Annotated in this window: 14 protein-coding genes; 7 read left to right on the forward strand and 7 right to left on the reverse strand. The window is 57.1% G+C overall.

The annotated features are described in order from the left end of the window. Positions 1 to 64 precede the first annotated feature (64 nt). The 3 genes from SE86_RS05605 to SE86_RS05615 all read right to left on the reverse strand — a co-directional run bounded on the left by SE86_RS05605 (position 65) and on the right by SE86_RS05615 (position 3,166). A complete protein-coding gene (locus SE86_RS05605; protein WP_117354636.1) occupies positions 65 to 1,441 on the reverse strand; it encodes an ATPase domain-containing protein in 1,377 nt (458 codons plus the stop codon). Positions 1,442 to 1,573: 132 nt separating this feature from the next. Next, positions 1,574 to 2,230 (reverse strand): DUF2258 domain-containing protein, encoded by a 657-nt coding sequence (locus tag SE86_RS05610; protein WP_117354637.1) that lies wholly within the window; start codon positions 2,228 to 2,230, stop codon positions 1,574 to 1,576. 255 nt (positions 2,231 to 2,485) lie between these two features. Further along, positions 2,486 to 3,166, reverse strand: coding sequence for a 2-oxo acid dehydrogenase subunit E2 (locus SE86_RS05615; protein ID WP_117354638.1), 681 nt, complete (start codon positions 3,164 to 3,166; stop codon positions 2,486 to 2,488). Positions 3,167 to 3,310: 144 nt separating this feature from the next. On the opposite strand from SE86_RS05615, the gene SE86_RS05620 reads away from it, so the two are divergent. Further along, entirely contained in the window at positions 3,311 to 3,820 is a 510-nt protein-coding gene (locus SE86_RS05620) for a hypothetical protein (RefSeq protein ID WP_117354639.1), read from the forward strand. 2 nt (positions 3,821 to 3,822) lie between these two features. Here the strand turns inward: SE86_RS05620 and SE86_RS05625 are convergent, their stop codons facing one another. Beyond that, positions 3,823 to 4,698, reverse strand: coding sequence for a prenyltransferase (locus tag SE86_RS05625; RefSeq protein WP_117354640.1), 876 nt, complete (start codon positions 4,696 to 4,698; stop codon positions 3,823 to 3,825). A gap of 889 nt (positions 4,699 to 5,587) precedes the next feature. Here SE86_RS05625 and SE86_RS05630 point away from each other — a divergent pair. From SE86_RS05630 to SE86_RS05640, 3 genes are all read left to right on the forward strand, one after another. Then, positions 5,588 to 6,175, forward strand: a complete 588-nt coding sequence (locus tag SE86_RS05630) for a hypothetical protein (RefSeq protein ID WP_117354641.1) — start codon at positions 5,588 to 5,590, stop codon at positions 6,173 to 6,175. A 49-nt stretch (positions 6,176 to 6,224) separates the two neighbouring features. Next, complete coding sequence (locus tag SE86_RS05635) at positions 6,225 to 6,632, forward strand: hypothetical protein (protein WP_117354642.1); 408 nt, start codon at positions 6,225 to 6,227, stop codon at positions 6,630 to 6,632. A gap of 162 nt (positions 6,633 to 6,794) precedes the next feature. Further along, positions 6,795 to 7,349 (forward strand): isochorismatase family cysteine hydrolase, encoded by a 555-nt coding sequence (locus SE86_RS05640; RefSeq protein ID WP_174221342.1) that lies wholly within the window; start codon positions 6,795 to 6,797, stop codon positions 7,347 to 7,349. Here the strand turns inward: SE86_RS05640 and SE86_RS05645 are convergent. Next, positions 7,328 to 8,446, reverse strand: coding sequence for an MFS transporter (locus tag SE86_RS05645; RefSeq protein ID WP_117354643.1), 1,119 nt, complete (start codon positions 8,444 to 8,446; stop codon positions 7,328 to 7,330). The genes SE86_RS05640 and SE86_RS05645 overlap by 22 nt on opposite strands. After that, a complete protein-coding gene (locus SE86_RS05650; RefSeq protein WP_117354644.1) occupies positions 8,436 to 9,650 on the reverse strand; it encodes an MFS transporter in 1,215 nt (404 codons plus the stop codon). Before SE86_RS05650 ends, SE86_RS05645 begins: the two co-directional genes overlap by 11 nt. A 92-nt stretch (positions 9,651 to 9,742) precedes the next feature. Here SE86_RS05650 and SE86_RS05655 point away from each other — a divergent pair, with 92 nt between their 5' ends. Genes SE86_RS05655 through SE86_RS05665 form a run of 3 tightly spaced genes read left to right on the forward strand, consistent with a single transcriptional unit; the run spans position 9,743 to position 12,536 of the window. Then, positions 9,743 to 10,324 (forward strand): hypothetical protein, encoded by a 582-nt coding sequence (locus SE86_RS05655; protein ID WP_117354645.1) that lies wholly within the window; start codon positions 9,743 to 9,745, stop codon positions 10,322 to 10,324. Positions 10,325 to 10,370: 46 nt separating this feature from the next. Beyond that, positions 10,371 to 11,927, forward strand: a complete 1,557-nt coding sequence (locus SE86_RS05660) for an NAD(P)H-hydrate dehydratase (protein WP_236747367.1) — start codon at positions 10,371 to 10,373, stop codon at positions 11,925 to 11,927. Between the two features lie 42 nt (positions 11,928 to 11,969). Beyond that, complete coding sequence (locus tag SE86_RS05665; protein ID WP_117354647.1) at positions 11,970 to 12,536, forward strand: hypothetical protein; 567 nt, start codon at positions 11,970 to 11,972, stop codon at positions 12,534 to 12,536. A gap of 52 nt (positions 12,537 to 12,588) precedes the next feature. Here SE86_RS05665 and SE86_RS05670 read toward each other — a convergent pair whose 3' ends face one another. Then, positions 12,589 to 13,350, reverse strand: coding sequence for an SDR family oxidoreductase (locus SE86_RS05670; protein WP_211096516.1), 762 nt, complete (start codon positions 13,348 to 13,350; stop codon positions 12,589 to 12,591). Positions 13,351 to 13,402: the final 52 nt, after the last annotated feature.

The raw sequence follows: 13,402 nt of genomic DNA on the forward strand, positions 1-13,402 counted from the left end.
CCTCGCCCTTTAGGGCGGGGAGGAGGTCAGATTAAGCTGCGCAAGATAGTGAGCTAAGGCTGACCTACACTTGTTGAGGGCTGCCGGCGGGCCTTAGGCCGTTCTGCCTCGTATAATCACATGAGCTGAGCTGCCTGAGGCTCACTGTCACGGGCTGTCCAGGGCTCACCTTGCCCCACAGCTTGAGCGGCCTGATCTCAATGGCCTCCCCAACGGGCTTGACTGTGAACACAAAGTCGTAGAACCTCGCCAGGGGTAGGTCGAAGACGTTGTCCGTCGGCCACAGGTATATGTGGAACGTGAGGACCCTGTTAGCGCCCATAAATGAGAGGCAGTCATAAGCGAGCTTTGTGTAGTCCTCCCTGCCGAAGAGCTCCATGAGGACGCTGTTGCCCTCCTCAATAACGACGTCGGGCCTGAACTCCTCAATGCCTCTAAACGCCACGCTCAGGAGCTCTCCCACGCTGTATGAGGAAGGCTCATAGGCGGGCAGCGCCAGCCTGTTGCCGTAGTCCTCCACGTGACAGGCCTCTATCATGTCCCTCAGGGTCGATGGGCCGTGAATAAAAGACTTTACCATGACTTTCAGGCCCGAGTTTAGGGCTGGGCTGGCAAGCAGCCACGCGGTCAACTTCAGGGGGTCCACGGAGGGCTCGACGTCTATGAGCACGTTGGCACCCTCTGGCAGCCTGAAGCCTAATAGGGAGAAGCTCCTGGCAGGGCTAGCGCCGCTCGGCATAGATGAGATGTCAGGCGGCACGGCAATTTCTAGCCCCCTTGACGTTACTGCTATGGGGAACTCCGAGCGCTTTATGTTAGTCCCCCTCATCTTCCTTATCTCGGCGTACCTCTCGAGCTTGTTCTTGACGACCCTGTACTTGAGAACTATCACGCCGTCAGCTATGAACTCCTCAGGGCCTATTGGAGACGCCTCAGCCCCAAACGGCAGCTCAGCTATAAGCAAGGAGGTCGCCCCCCTCCTCTTGAGGCCAAGGTAGAGGGCTGAGTGCATGATCTCCCTGGCCCTCGGGGGGTCCCTGGCGAGCTGCTCAACAGCTGTGACGCTGTCAAGCACTACCCTCTTCGCCCCCATGGAGTCCACCTGGGAGAGCACGTCCTCAATAACGTCGCCTAGGGCCTCTGGGTCGCTGACGCTGAGGGCCTCGTAGTACTTGAAGGCGCCCCTCCCCTCAAGCGGCCTGAAGTCCATGCCGAAGGAGGCGGCGTTGTCGATGAAGTCGTCCCTCGGCTCCACGAAGCTGACGTATAGAGAGGGCTCCCCCGACGCTGCGCCTGCGTAGGCGAACTGGGAGGCCAGCGTGGTCTTCCCTGCCCCAGGGTAGCCAGCCACGAGGATTATTGAGCCCCTCCTTATGTTACCAGCAACCCTTGACCATGCGGCTATAGGTATTGTTATCCAGTCAGCGCTTGTGCTCTCCATAAGCTACACCTTGGCGTGCGTCATATCATTATGTGTGAGAAGCGGAGCTCCTATAAATAAACTTCTTCAATAATAACACTCGCTATCTCAAAGCCCCTCTACGAAAACCTTCAGCGTTCCGCGTAGGTCGCATTACTTGAGCCTTGACTTCAAGTCCTCTATTATGCGCCTCACCTTGTCCTCGCTGTCCTCCTCCTGAAGTAGCTCAGGCAGCACATAAGCTACTGCCTCCTCTAGGGAGCCACCCTTGAGCTTGACCTGAGACCTCTTTATGGATGCCACCGTGGGCTTCAGAGCTCCCCCGCCCTTTATGAGGACCCCGCCCTGCAGCGGCGTCACTATTATCACGCCCACCTCCTCCCCGTTGAGGTTGAGCGAGTAGAGCACGTCCCCATCTATTGACGTGCCAAGCTTGACGAGGGAGTACCTGGGCAGCGCCGATATGCTCTCAGCGTTAGCTAGGACCTCCTTCAGCGCCGGCCCCAGCTCCTCATCCCTGAGCCTCCTGAAGACCTCCACTGTCATGGTATCCCATCTCCAGACGACCTCCTTAGACGAGTCGTCCACGTCAAAGTCTATCCTGACCCTCACCACGTCGCCCTTGTCGAGCCTCAGCCTTCTGACCAGGAGCTCGTAGAGCACCCTGTTGAGCATGGCTGAGGAGTAGGCAACCTTCCTTGACCACTCCTTGTCCTGCTTCACCCTGTCCCTTAGGAGCGCGAAGAGGGCCCTTCGAACCTTCAGGGCGTAGGCGCCAACTATTGTAAACCCCGTGCTGAGGCGAGGCATACGGGCACCCCCGCAATGCTATATAAAATATCCTTACCAAGTCAAAAATGAGAGATGAGAAATAATATATATTTTGCTCCTTTTCTTTCTTTTTTGTTCGCAAAAGGGCCTTTCTTAATGGTGGTTTCGAGGTTTACGTAACTATTGTATTAGTTCCTCGACGTGCTGGTGATGCCGGCGATTACGCGTGGAGGCGCGGCCTTAACGGGTTCAAGTGTTTACTGATACCGTCAGGTGCCGTTGGCGGAGAAACGCCTAGGCCTCCAGTATCTGAAGCACCAATTTATCTTTTGAGAGAATACTAGCCAGGTCCGCCATGAAGGAGCCCACGACGTCGGGCCCCACCACTCTTGGGTCTACAGTAAGCGTGACCCACGCTATGTTAGCTGTGACAGTCCTATCCCTGGCCTCGTCATAGATGAGCCCCTTCCTGATCCTGCCTATTGCAACCGATGACGCTATACCTGGCAGGCTGATGCCGGATATGGCGTCTATCCCCATCACGCCGAGGTTTACAAGGAGGAACGTGGCCTTTGAGTAGTCGGTGCCCTCCTTGGCCGACCTCACCTCTAAGGACAGCTGCTCAACGGGCTTCCTGTTTACATCATCGACAACTATAACAGTGGTCCTTCCCTTCTCCCTGTATATTGGAAGAGCCGCGTTGACGTTCTCATACGTTATAACTATGTCCTGGTCAACCCTGGAGTTAAGCTCATTATATTGAGGCCTTGAGAGCAGGTTGCCCATGATTTTAAGCAGAATAACTGTTGGCGTGAACCTCTGAAGCGGCATCCTTCTGCTGAGCTCCTCCCTAGCTTTAATCATACCGTCAAATGACATAAGCCTCGAGAGGCTAAGCCTGGGGCCCACCTCGTGTAATGTCATAGACGCAGCGAAGAACTCGTCAGGGCCCGTTAACCTCCTCTGGGTGGGCATTTCGCTTCTCCACTATCGCAAGGGCCCCCAGGTAAATATCTGTTCAAAAGGCGTTACACTGGTCATAGGATAGCGTTACGCCGAGCGCGTCATCCTGTGGAGCCTTTATAAAGTTCTCCCACGCCAAGTCACTGGGTGCCACGTTTGCAGTCAGTAAGGCCCGACACTAAGTTCTTCACCATAGGGATGGCGCTGGCAGTTGTGGCGAGCTTAGTGGGCTTCGCAATGTCCTACGTTATAATCTTTTACATAAGGTCCCCGACTGCCATGAACTACCTGAGAGAGGCCCTTACGCAAAGGGTCCCAAACATGAGCCAGTCTCAGCTAAACGAGACTCTGGCAGAGGTCGTCTCTATAGCGAGGGGCCTCGGCTATTACCTGCTTGGGGTCAGCGTCATAGGGCTGGCCCTGGGCCTTGCAACGCTGGCGCCCAGGAGCATGACATTGAACACGAACTTCGGCGGTGCCTCCTCCGCGTCGTTAGCGATCGGAGTTGTACTGATAATAATTGGGGTCATGGCTATAATAGATATCATTCAGCTGGTGCTTTATGTTGCCGCAGGCGCTATGGTTCTGCATGAGCGCACGCTCATAAGGAGGGCTGAGGCGCTGGCCGCCGCTCAGCCGCCAGGCAGCACAAACAGCACCGCTTGATTTCATGCAAACTCTAACGCCGTTCCGACGAGTATCAAGGCGCCAAGCAGGTAGGAGTAAACCGCCGTCTCAAAGTCCAGCTTCTCTAGCCTTCTGTCCAGGGACTCCTTGAACAGCTTAACTGCATAGGCCGCTGAGGCCAAGGAGATGAGCGAGAGCGGTGGGAATATGCCTACGAAAGCCAGCAGCGCCGCTATTGCCAGCGAAGTTAAGAGTACGGCGGCATAGTAGGCGGCGGACAGCCTTGGACCCAGGATCTGCGCCAGGGTCCTTGCGCCGAGCGAGCGGTCCCTGTCAATGTCCCTCCAGTAGTTCGCGAAGAGGACGCCTTCGGTGGCAACAACCACTGGCAGGCCCACCAGGAAGCCTTCTGGAAGGAGCCTCCCGCTGGCGACGTAGAAGCCGGCCCCTGAGAGGATAACCATAGACAAGGGGTAGGCCAGGTCGCCAAGGGCCTTGTACTTAAAGCCTATGCGGGGGTCGCTGTAGCCGTAGCCAAAGAATATGCCTATTGCACCAAACGCTATGGCCAAGGGCCTGCCCAGTGCTGCCACCGCGACCCCAAGCGAGAGTCCTGCGAGGCCCACAGCGATGGCGTCCCTCTTAAGGTCGCAGGGCCTAACTATGCCGTTAAGTATGGGGTGAACCCTAACAGGGCTAGGCGCTGAGTCAAAGCCAAGCTTGAAGTCGAAGTAGTCATTGAACATGTTAACCATTGTGTGCACCAGGGCCTCCCCGGCAAGGCCCAGGCCTACAAGGAGATAGTTAACTTCCAGGCCCAGCCTGGCCGCGGCGACCACGCCGAGCATGTAAATTAATGCCGAGAACGCCACAGTCCAAGGCCTGGTAGACTTTATGTACTCTAACAGGCTCGCCACGGTCTTAGCCCTAGTTGCAAGCGCCGAAACTGCTAATTAAGGTAGAATATATGTGGGACCCTTGGTTAGAGTCTTTTTAATATAAGGGAAACCCAAATGGTCAAGGAGGTTGCCTTGAGGTCTGAGGACTTAGCCGCAGCGCTCTCATGAATTTTCCATCCAATGGTCATGACAGCTGCGATGCTCTTAGCCGCCGGCCCGGTTCTATGCTATGGGTCGTTGGGGCTGAACCCTTTTCACGTCAATAGAAAATCCTTATTATGTCCATAACGGGCTGAGTGGATGACCCCTCGCCTGATGGGGGCGATGCCCCAGGGGCGAGGGGGGCCGTGGCTGCCATAGATGCCCCCGCCATTGGGCCCGACAGCCGCCCATAAGCCCACGTCGATAACCCGTGAGGCACGGGCGAGGTGGGAGTCCCTGCGCTCGATCGTGAATACATAAAATGATTGGGGTGAGAGGGTAGTGACAAACGGCTGCTCTCCCTGGTTGATATAATACAGCTGATACTTTATGCGGTGGCCAGGGCGCTCGTGCTTCACCAGAGGACCGTCCTAAGGAGAGCCGCGGCGCTGAGCTCCGCTCTCAATACAACGGCTGACTGCGTCGTCCAGCAGCGGGAGGACCCCAAGGGCGTAAGGCTGACCTCCTCCCCGCCCTGAAGGGTGAGGCTTTTTAGTTGCAAATAAGCGCAGGAACGCCACATCCCATGGTCTCCTTGCAATGAAGTAGTCTCATGACTTCGTTGCCCCTTGTTTTAGATTAAAGCCCACGTTCGAAGATCTCCTATATATATTTTCTAATTAAAAGGGAAACTAAACAACGCCCAGCCCCACGGCTAAGCCTTTAAGTTACAGCTTCGCCCAAGTGGCGCAGAGGCAGACTTGACGTGAGGATAGCGGCTAAGGTCGTTTCATGGTGCCTTCACCCGGCCGTCATCACGGCGCTGCTATTCCTTGTCATAGGGTTCTCTAATAATGACCCTTTAGCAGACGTGATTGTTCCCATCGTGACTTACTCAGTTATACCCATAGCGGCCCTCCTCATGGCCAGAGGCCTTGAAGTAGTCAGGTCAGCCGACCAGCCCAGCATCAGGGAGAGGGCACCCCTTCTGCTAACGGCTGAGCTATCATATGTAGCTGGGCTCCTCCTGACGCTGGCCCTAGGACTTCCTATGCTCATCGCCTTCATTGAGGCGGCGTACCTCGCAAACTCCCTTATCATAATACTCATAACCCTGCTCCTGCGATTTAAGATAAGCCTCCACGTCTCAACGGCGTCAGCAATAGCGACAGCCCTAACTTACCTCTATGGGGCCAGGCTGGCCGCCTTCTTCTTAATACCGCTTACGCTGAGCTGGGCCAGGCTGGAGCTCAAGGCTCACACCACGGCTCAGGTCTTAGCGGCCTGGGCCTTTGCGCCCATAACCCTGGCACAGCTCCTCCTGTACCACGCAACGCTTGGCCTGAGGCCTTAGCCCGCGACTAATTATTGGCTCCAGGCACCAGTACAGCCGGGAGGCGCTGGTGGCCAAGCCAATTTACGGCAACGGCTTCTTTCACATAGCCCCAGGCACCATATTCTACACCATAGTTTTCGAGTACACCGATGAGGATGAAGAGTACTACAACATGACCGTCAGGGGCGACATAGAGCGCGAGGAGGATAGGCTTAAGGCCGAGATGCAGAGAATTCTCGACAATGAAAAGGTCGTCATAAACGGCTCCTACGTTAAGGCCTCAGTAATCTCAGCCAAGGCTGAGGTCAGGGGGCTGAGGAGGCTGTCCTCGGCCGCCTTTTTCATCGAAATGAGGTACAGGCCCATGAGCGGCGTCAACACCTATGAGAACATCTATGAAAGTGAGGTCGCAGAATATGACTACACAGTCTACTGGCTGGCACCTCCGGGGGCAGGATTAAGAGCTACGACATAAGCGGTGACGCGAGCCTCTCAGAGGACGGCAGGCTGCTTACGATCAAGGTGAGGGCTGGGACCAGGGTCAAGGGCTATGAGAGCCTCTCGTTTGAGCTGGGTTAGGACACGCCTAGCTAAGGGATAAATACCTGGAAAACAGTTGTTTTCAATTGGTGAGAGCTTGAGGCCCGCCCTTATAATTGTTGATATGTTAAACGACTTCATAGACGGCGCGCTCGCCACCCCTGAGGCCAAATCTACAGTGAGCCCCGCCAGGAGGGTCCTCGAGGTCTTCAGGTCGAACGGGTGGCCAGTGGTATACGTCAACGACGCCCACTACCCGACTGACATAGAGATGCCGCTCTGGGGCCCCCACGCGATGAAGGGCACAAGGGGCGCCGAGGTCTACAGCGGGCTCGCCCCGAGGCAGGGCGAGTACGTCATAGAGAAGCACACCTACAGCGGCTTCTACGGCACCGCGCTTGACCACGTACTCAGATCCCTCGGCGTAGACACGGTGGTCCTGGTAGGCCTTGACGCAGACATATGCGTCAGGCACACGGCGGCCGACGCCTTCTTCAGGGGCTACAAGGTTGTAGTAGTCAGGGACGCCGTTGCCGCAAGGATTGACAAGGACTGGGAGACCTACTATAAGAAGGTGTACGGCGCGGCGGTGCTCGACAGCGATGAAGTAGAAAGCTACCTCAAGGCTTCTCAGTCGAGCACTGCTAGGTAGCCAACAGATGATGCCATAGCTATGGAAGCCATGAGGGCCCACCCATAGGAGATCCCAAGGGAGTAGGCTGCGGCGGCAAAGAGCGCAGAGGCCAGGTTTCTTCCTACACTGTTAGCTATACCATAAAGGCCCATGTGAGATCCCCTGGATCTGGGGGAGCTGAGCTCGGCTGCGACGGCCGACGAGACCGGCATCACTATCATTTCGCCTAAGGTAATTAAAGCTATGTCAATCGCAGCAGCCGCGACATCGTTAATCATCGGCATGAGACCATAGCCTAGGCCGTAGATGGCCATCCCTACTGCAAGGGATTTAGCTGGACTGTGCGCGCTGACCCGCTTGGCTATTGCATCCTGTAGCAGGACGACCATGAGGCCGTTTATAGCAAGCAACGCTCCAGAGTAGCTCGTGCTTATCCTCAGGAACCCCGAGAGGTACTGCACCAGCGGGTAGCCCATGAGGCCTGCTATTATAAAGCTCATGAAGGTGAGCGCCAGGAACTTAATCATGACTGCTGTGGGCCTTTCGAAGGCAACTGTGGGCTCGCCTCTCGGCGGCTCCCTGAGGCCCCAGAGGGCTGCAAGGGAGGTGGCCAGCGCCGCGGACGTTACGGCAAGAAGCCACCTAAAGCCTATGAGCGCGTAGAGCTCCCCGCCTACACCTATACCGATGGCCCATCCAAGGTTAGAGCCGACCCTGAACCTCCCGTAGGCCTTCACAAGGCTTGAGTGCTCACTGAAGTAGTCCCCTAGGATTGCCATGCTGGCCACTGAGTAGGCGCTAGAGAAGAAGGACTGAGCTAGAAGCAGGGCCTCCACAGCGGCTGCCCTCCATAGGAGGGCCGCCGACGCGAGGCCCAAGGACGCTAGGAGCCCACTAACAGTCATAGTTCTCAATCTTCCTGCCCTGTCGCTCACGTAGCCGCCAACCACCTGGCCCAGGGCGCTGACGGCTGCAAGCATCGCGTAAAACTCAGAGACCATGGCCAGGGGCTCCCTGAAGTCAAGGTTAAGGGCCAGCCCGGCGAAGGGCATCGTTATAGAGAAGCCCAGCACCCTTAGGGCGCCTATAATAGCCAGCCTGTCCTCAGGCCTCAACCCCTGCGCTTGACCTCCTCAGTTTAATCTCATCAGCTCCGAAGAACCTCCTGTAAAGGTATATGTTAGTCGCCATAGTTACGGCGTAGGCCATGAAGGGCACGGCGTAGAGGGGCATGATGCCGAGCAGCGACGCGTCCTGGAGGTAAAAGAATGGGGAACCAATAAAGGTGCCTATTGATGATAAGAGAAGCCTTGAGCCCTGGTTGTAGCCTGAGACCCTCCCCCTCTCCTCAGGTGGGGTGAGCTCTAGGAGGAAGGACTGCTGCACCGGTATCGCTATCACCCTCAGCGTAGGGTACGCCAGGTAAAGGCCCACGGCGGCCCAGAAGCTGCCGGCAAAGGGAAACGCAAGCATTAATGGTATGCTGAGCCCCCTGGTTATGTATATGCTCCTTAGGAAGCCCAGGGTCTTCTCGAGCTTCGGCGCTAATAGCATAGAGAACGTGGCCATCAGTGAGGCCGCAGTGGTTACCTCGCCGACCAAGTACCTTGGGGCATCATAGACATAGATGAATATGGGCACTATAAACGGCACTGTGAGGCCATTGGTGAGGCCGTTAAGCATCCCGGTCACTGAAAACTTAAAGGCGTTGACCTTGGACTTCATGCTTAAGCTCCTGGCCCTCACGTCTGGAAGCCTAAGCGGTGATATGAGCAGCATTGAGGCGGCGCTTATGACTGTGGCCAGGAGGAGCTCCTCCCTATAGTTAAACATGCCGCCGATCAGCGTCCCCGCCGCGGCAGTGATGCTGCCTATAAAGAACAGCAGTGATATAAACTTTGTTCTATTGTCCCTGTGCGTCAGGTCAGCCATTATGGCGTTCTGAACGGGCCCCACGACCCCTCCAACGCCTCCCGCCCCCATGGATCCAGTCGCTGATATGCCTCCAAGTATTGCAGCGGCGAAGGCTGTGGCCAAGTCGAATTTAATAAGCATAACTATGGGGGTTAGCACCAGAAGGGCTGAGGAGATGTAGAGCGAGGCCTTTCTTCCAAGTATGTCAGCCATGTAGCCGACGACTACTGAGAGCGCCGCAGTTACAAGCCCCGCCACAGCGTACATGATGCCAAGTTCAAAGAGGCTCCCGTGAAGGAGCTCGCGCACCATATAAGGGAACACTATGAAGAGTATCCCAGCTGCGACGCTCCTCACGGACCTCAGCGCGCTCAGGTATGTCAGTGACCTGACAGGCTCCCTCATCTGGTAGCCCCCAAGTGTAGCTTTTACATATATTTCCGTTAGAAATGTTCGGCCTTTAAATTTGTTCTCTGAAAGCGACGTGGGTGAAGTGAATGGACAGGGACCTCAGGAGGCTTGAGGACATAGACGTCTCAAACTATAACGTTAGACGGGAGCAGTACGCAGTTATTTTCCCCTTAACAGTGATGCCAAGGGAGTCTGTCTACAGCGTCTACCTGGAGGCCCAGAAGAGGGCCATGCAAGCCGGCATAGCCTTCCTGGGCTGGGTGCCTACGGGGAAGCTGATCGTCAGGCAGCTGAGGCCGCAGGACCTTGGCCTCCCCGGGCCGGACTGGAGGTTCAAGGTTAGGGCTGGCAGGGTCGAGTTGCTCAGCTACAGGCTGAGGCGGGATCAGGCCCTAGTTATTTTTGGCTTCTATAACCAGTCCCAGAGCCCAAAGGTGTTTCAGCTTGAGGTCATGAAGGGGGACGAGAGGAGGCTCATAGTCGTGTTACAGGATCTATACACCAAGGGCTATGATCCAATAGGCATCCTAGCTGAGTTTGAGGTCTTTAGGCCAGGCGAGGAGATCAGGGTGGTGGGCCTCTCGCTGGGTGACGGCGATGAGGAGCTCGGCATAATGGGTTATGTAGTTGAGCCCGAGGGCAGGATAAGGAGGACGAACGTTCCCTAAGGCGTAAATTTTCCTCAGGTCCCTCCACGTGCGGGCCGCGTTGGAGATGGAGTGTCCAGGCTTCATAAGTCAACCTGAGGTCTGGAGCGTTGAGGACGTGAGGGCCTATGATATCAACACCGCGTGGCTCGGCCTTCCTCTGCTCCTGCTAATGGAGAACGCGGGCAGGTCTGTGGCAGACGCCGTTGAGTGCGCACTGGGCGACGTCAGAGGCAAGGAGGTTGTAGTCTACGCTGGCAGAGGAGGGAACGGGGGTGATGCCATAGTTGCCGCCAGGCACCTGGCCCTGAGGGGGGCTGACGTCACGGTTTACCTGCTCTATGACCCTAAGCTGGTGGAGCACAGGGACGCGCTTCTGAACCTCCAGAACCTGCAGAGGCTCAGGTCAGTGAAGATAGTACACCTCGACGACCAAAGGGACTACAGACCACAGGACGTTGATGTCCTGATAGACGGGATACTTGGGGTTGGCGTCAAGGGTAAGCTGAGGGAGCCCATAGCCAGCGCACTGGCGGCCTTCAACGCCTCAAAGGGTCTCAGGGTCGCAGTTGACATACCCACAGGCCTTGACCCTGATACAGGTAAGGCTGTAGAGGGAACGGCCAGGGTAGACATAACTGTAACCATGGGTGGCCTTAAGCCTGGGCTACTGGCCGAGGAGGCGAAACCGTATGTCGGGCAGGTGCTTGTGGCTGACATAGGCACACCCAGGGACGCATACGTCTTCGCAGGGCCTGGCGACGTCGCGGCCAGGGTCCCGAGGAGGCCGAGGGACGCCTACAAAGGGGGCAACGGCAAGGTGCTCAGCGTGGGCGGCTCCTACCACTACTTCGGGGCCCCCTTCTACATGGCCTCAGCGGCCCTCTACGCCGGGGCGGACCTCTCCTTCCTGGCGGCCCCGGAGGATGTCGCTAAGTCAGCGGCGTCCTCAAACCCCGGTATAATACCGGTGCCGCTCAAGGGCGAGGTAATAGCGACTGAACACGTCAAGGCGCTTGTGGAGGAGGCAAAGCACGTGGACGCCGTGGCCATAGGCCCAGGGCTTGGCACGGCAGAGGAGACAAAGGAGGCCGTAGCTCAGCTGCTTGAGGCCCTGAGGGGCAAGCCTGTAGTTATAGACGCCGATGCCCTGAAGGTTGTTGCAGAGAGGAGGATTAAGCTTTGGCCTGAGGCCGTTCTGACGCCGCACAGGGGCGAGGCCAAGATGCTGACGGGCCACGACGGCGAGCCGCAGGACCTGGCAACCGAGATAGCCAAGACCTATGGGGCGACAGTGATAGTCAAGGCCCCCAAGCCCCCTGGCGATGTCATATGCAACCCTGAGGGCAGGTGCAGGTTTAACCTGACCGGCCACCCAGCGATGGCAGTTGGGGGCACGGGCGACGTCCTGACAGGCATAACTGCCGGCTTCCTGGCCAGGAGGGCGGCCCTCTCCAAGGACCCTGAGCCCATGAACATAGCGGCGGCCGCTGCCTGGACCTCAGGCAGGGCGGGGGAGATAGCTGTTGAGGAGAAGGGGGACAACATAACGGCCATTGACGTGCTTAACAAGGTCCAGGCCGCCATAAGGGAGGCCTACTCTCTCCTCTCGGGCGGAGGCTAGCCTTATTTAGGAGCTGTGTGAGAAGCTCATGGGTAAGGCTGCTTGCTGATAAAGTGCAGGAACGGCCTCTACGTCAGTATCGGCGCCTGCAGCGGCGTTAAGGGCGTCAAAGTTGATGCGCACTGCATAGTTTACCTAAGGCCGGCAGAGGGCGGCGTCAAGCCGCTGACCTCAGCCGGCCAGTCCGTTTCGAGTGTGCAGGGCTCAAGGTCAAGGTGGATATATGCCACGGCAGCAGCTCTCTTGGACGCAGTGTTGGCCTTACTCCTCTTTCAAATTAAGAACTCGGCTGAGGCGCCATACCTGGCGGCGGCCATAGCGGCTCTGACCGCTGGCCTCGCTATATTCAGGGTCAAGACATCGCCCAGGAGGCGACGCACTACTGCAATGACTTCGATCTTTACGAGCAGGGATGAGCTGTGCATGGCTGAGGGTGTCGAGTTCGTAACCATAACGTCGGCCGAGCTCCTCCTCAGCGACTCCACAGGCAACGTGAAGCAAGTCAGGGTGTCGCTGGCCAACGGGGTCAGGGCAACCATCTACCTTACTGACAAGGAGCTCGAGGAGCTCAGGTCAGGCAACGTGCTGAGCCCCACGCCCACCTACTGACCTCAGCCAGGCCAGCCCTTGAATTAAAAAGTTGCTTAAGGCCTCTGCAGCTTTAGAAGACCCCGTGCAGGAGGCCGCCGTCAACTGGCACGGCAGCGCCGTTCACGTAGCTTGCCCTCTCGCTCAGGAGGAACTCGACTACCTCGCCCACCTCCTCCGGCTTGCCTATCCTGCCCAGGGGAACGTCAGCCATCTCTATCTTGAGCTCCTCCTCGTAGTTTATGCCCTTTGCCCTGGCCCTGCTCTCTATGACCTGCCTTGACCTGTCGGTCTCTATATTGCCTGGCAGAACCATGTTGACTCTTATGCCGTACTTGCCGAGCTCCCTGGCCAGGGTCCTGGTGAGGCCTGCCAGGGATATCCTTATCACGTTGCTGAGGGCCAGCACCTCAACCGGCTCCCTTATGGCAAAGCTAGAGACTATCACTATGCCGCCCCCGCTGGCCTTTAGGTGCGGCAGGGACTCCTGCACAAGCCACACGGCGCTCAGCAGGAGCTGCCTCACGCCAAGCTCCCAGTCTGCCTGGCTCAGCTCCTCAAACCTGCCAGGCCTGGGCGGAGGCGCTATGAATACCAGGCCGTCAAGGCCACCCATGGCATTCACGGCCTCTGAGACCAGCCTTGTAACGCCCTCACGGGTCGTTATGTCAGCAGTGACGCCGTGGACTTTCCCCAGCGCTGAGAGCTGGTCAATGGCCCTCCTCACGTGCTCCTCGCTGCTGCCGTTAATTGTCACCTCGTGCCCCCTGGAGAGCATAACCTTAGCGACGCCGAAGCCTATGCCCCTGCTCGAGGCAGTTATTAAGGCTCTCACGCCAGACCACCGGCAAGGAGAGGGGTCAGCCAGATAATTAAGCGCAAGGCCC

Origin of the sequence: Acidilobus sp. 7A (assembly GCF_003431325.1) — an archaeon.
GTDB lineage: Archaea > Thermoproteota > Thermoprotei_A > Sulfolobales > Acidilobaceae > Acidilobus.

What these genes read in the sequence shown, in the direction of transcription:
- SE86_RS05605 (WP_117354636.1), bottom strand. Translation starts at nt 1,441, where the DNA reads ATGGAGAGCACAAGCGCTGACTGGATAACAATACCTATAGCCGCATGG.
- SE86_RS05610 (WP_117354637.1), bottom strand. Translation starts at nt 2,230, where the DNA reads ATGCCTCGCCTCAGCACGGGGTTTACAATAGTTGGCGCCTACGCCCTG.
- SE86_RS05615 (WP_117354638.1), bottom strand. Translation starts at nt 3,166, where the DNA reads ATGCCCACCCAGAGGAGGTTAACGGGCCCTGACGAGTTCTTCGCTGCG.
- SE86_RS05650 (WP_117354644.1), bottom strand. Translation starts at nt 9,650, where the DNA reads ATGAGGGAGCCTGTCAGGTCACTGACATACCTGAGCGCGCTGAGGTCC.
- SE86_RS05655 (WP_117354645.1), top strand. Translation starts at nt 9,743, where the DNA reads ATGGACAGGGACCTCAGGAGGCTTGAGGACATAGACGTCTCAAACTAT.
- SE86_RS05660 (WP_236747367.1), top strand. Translation starts at nt 10,371, where the DNA reads ATGGAGTGTCCAGGCTTCATAAGTCAACCTGAGGTCTGGAGCGTTGAG.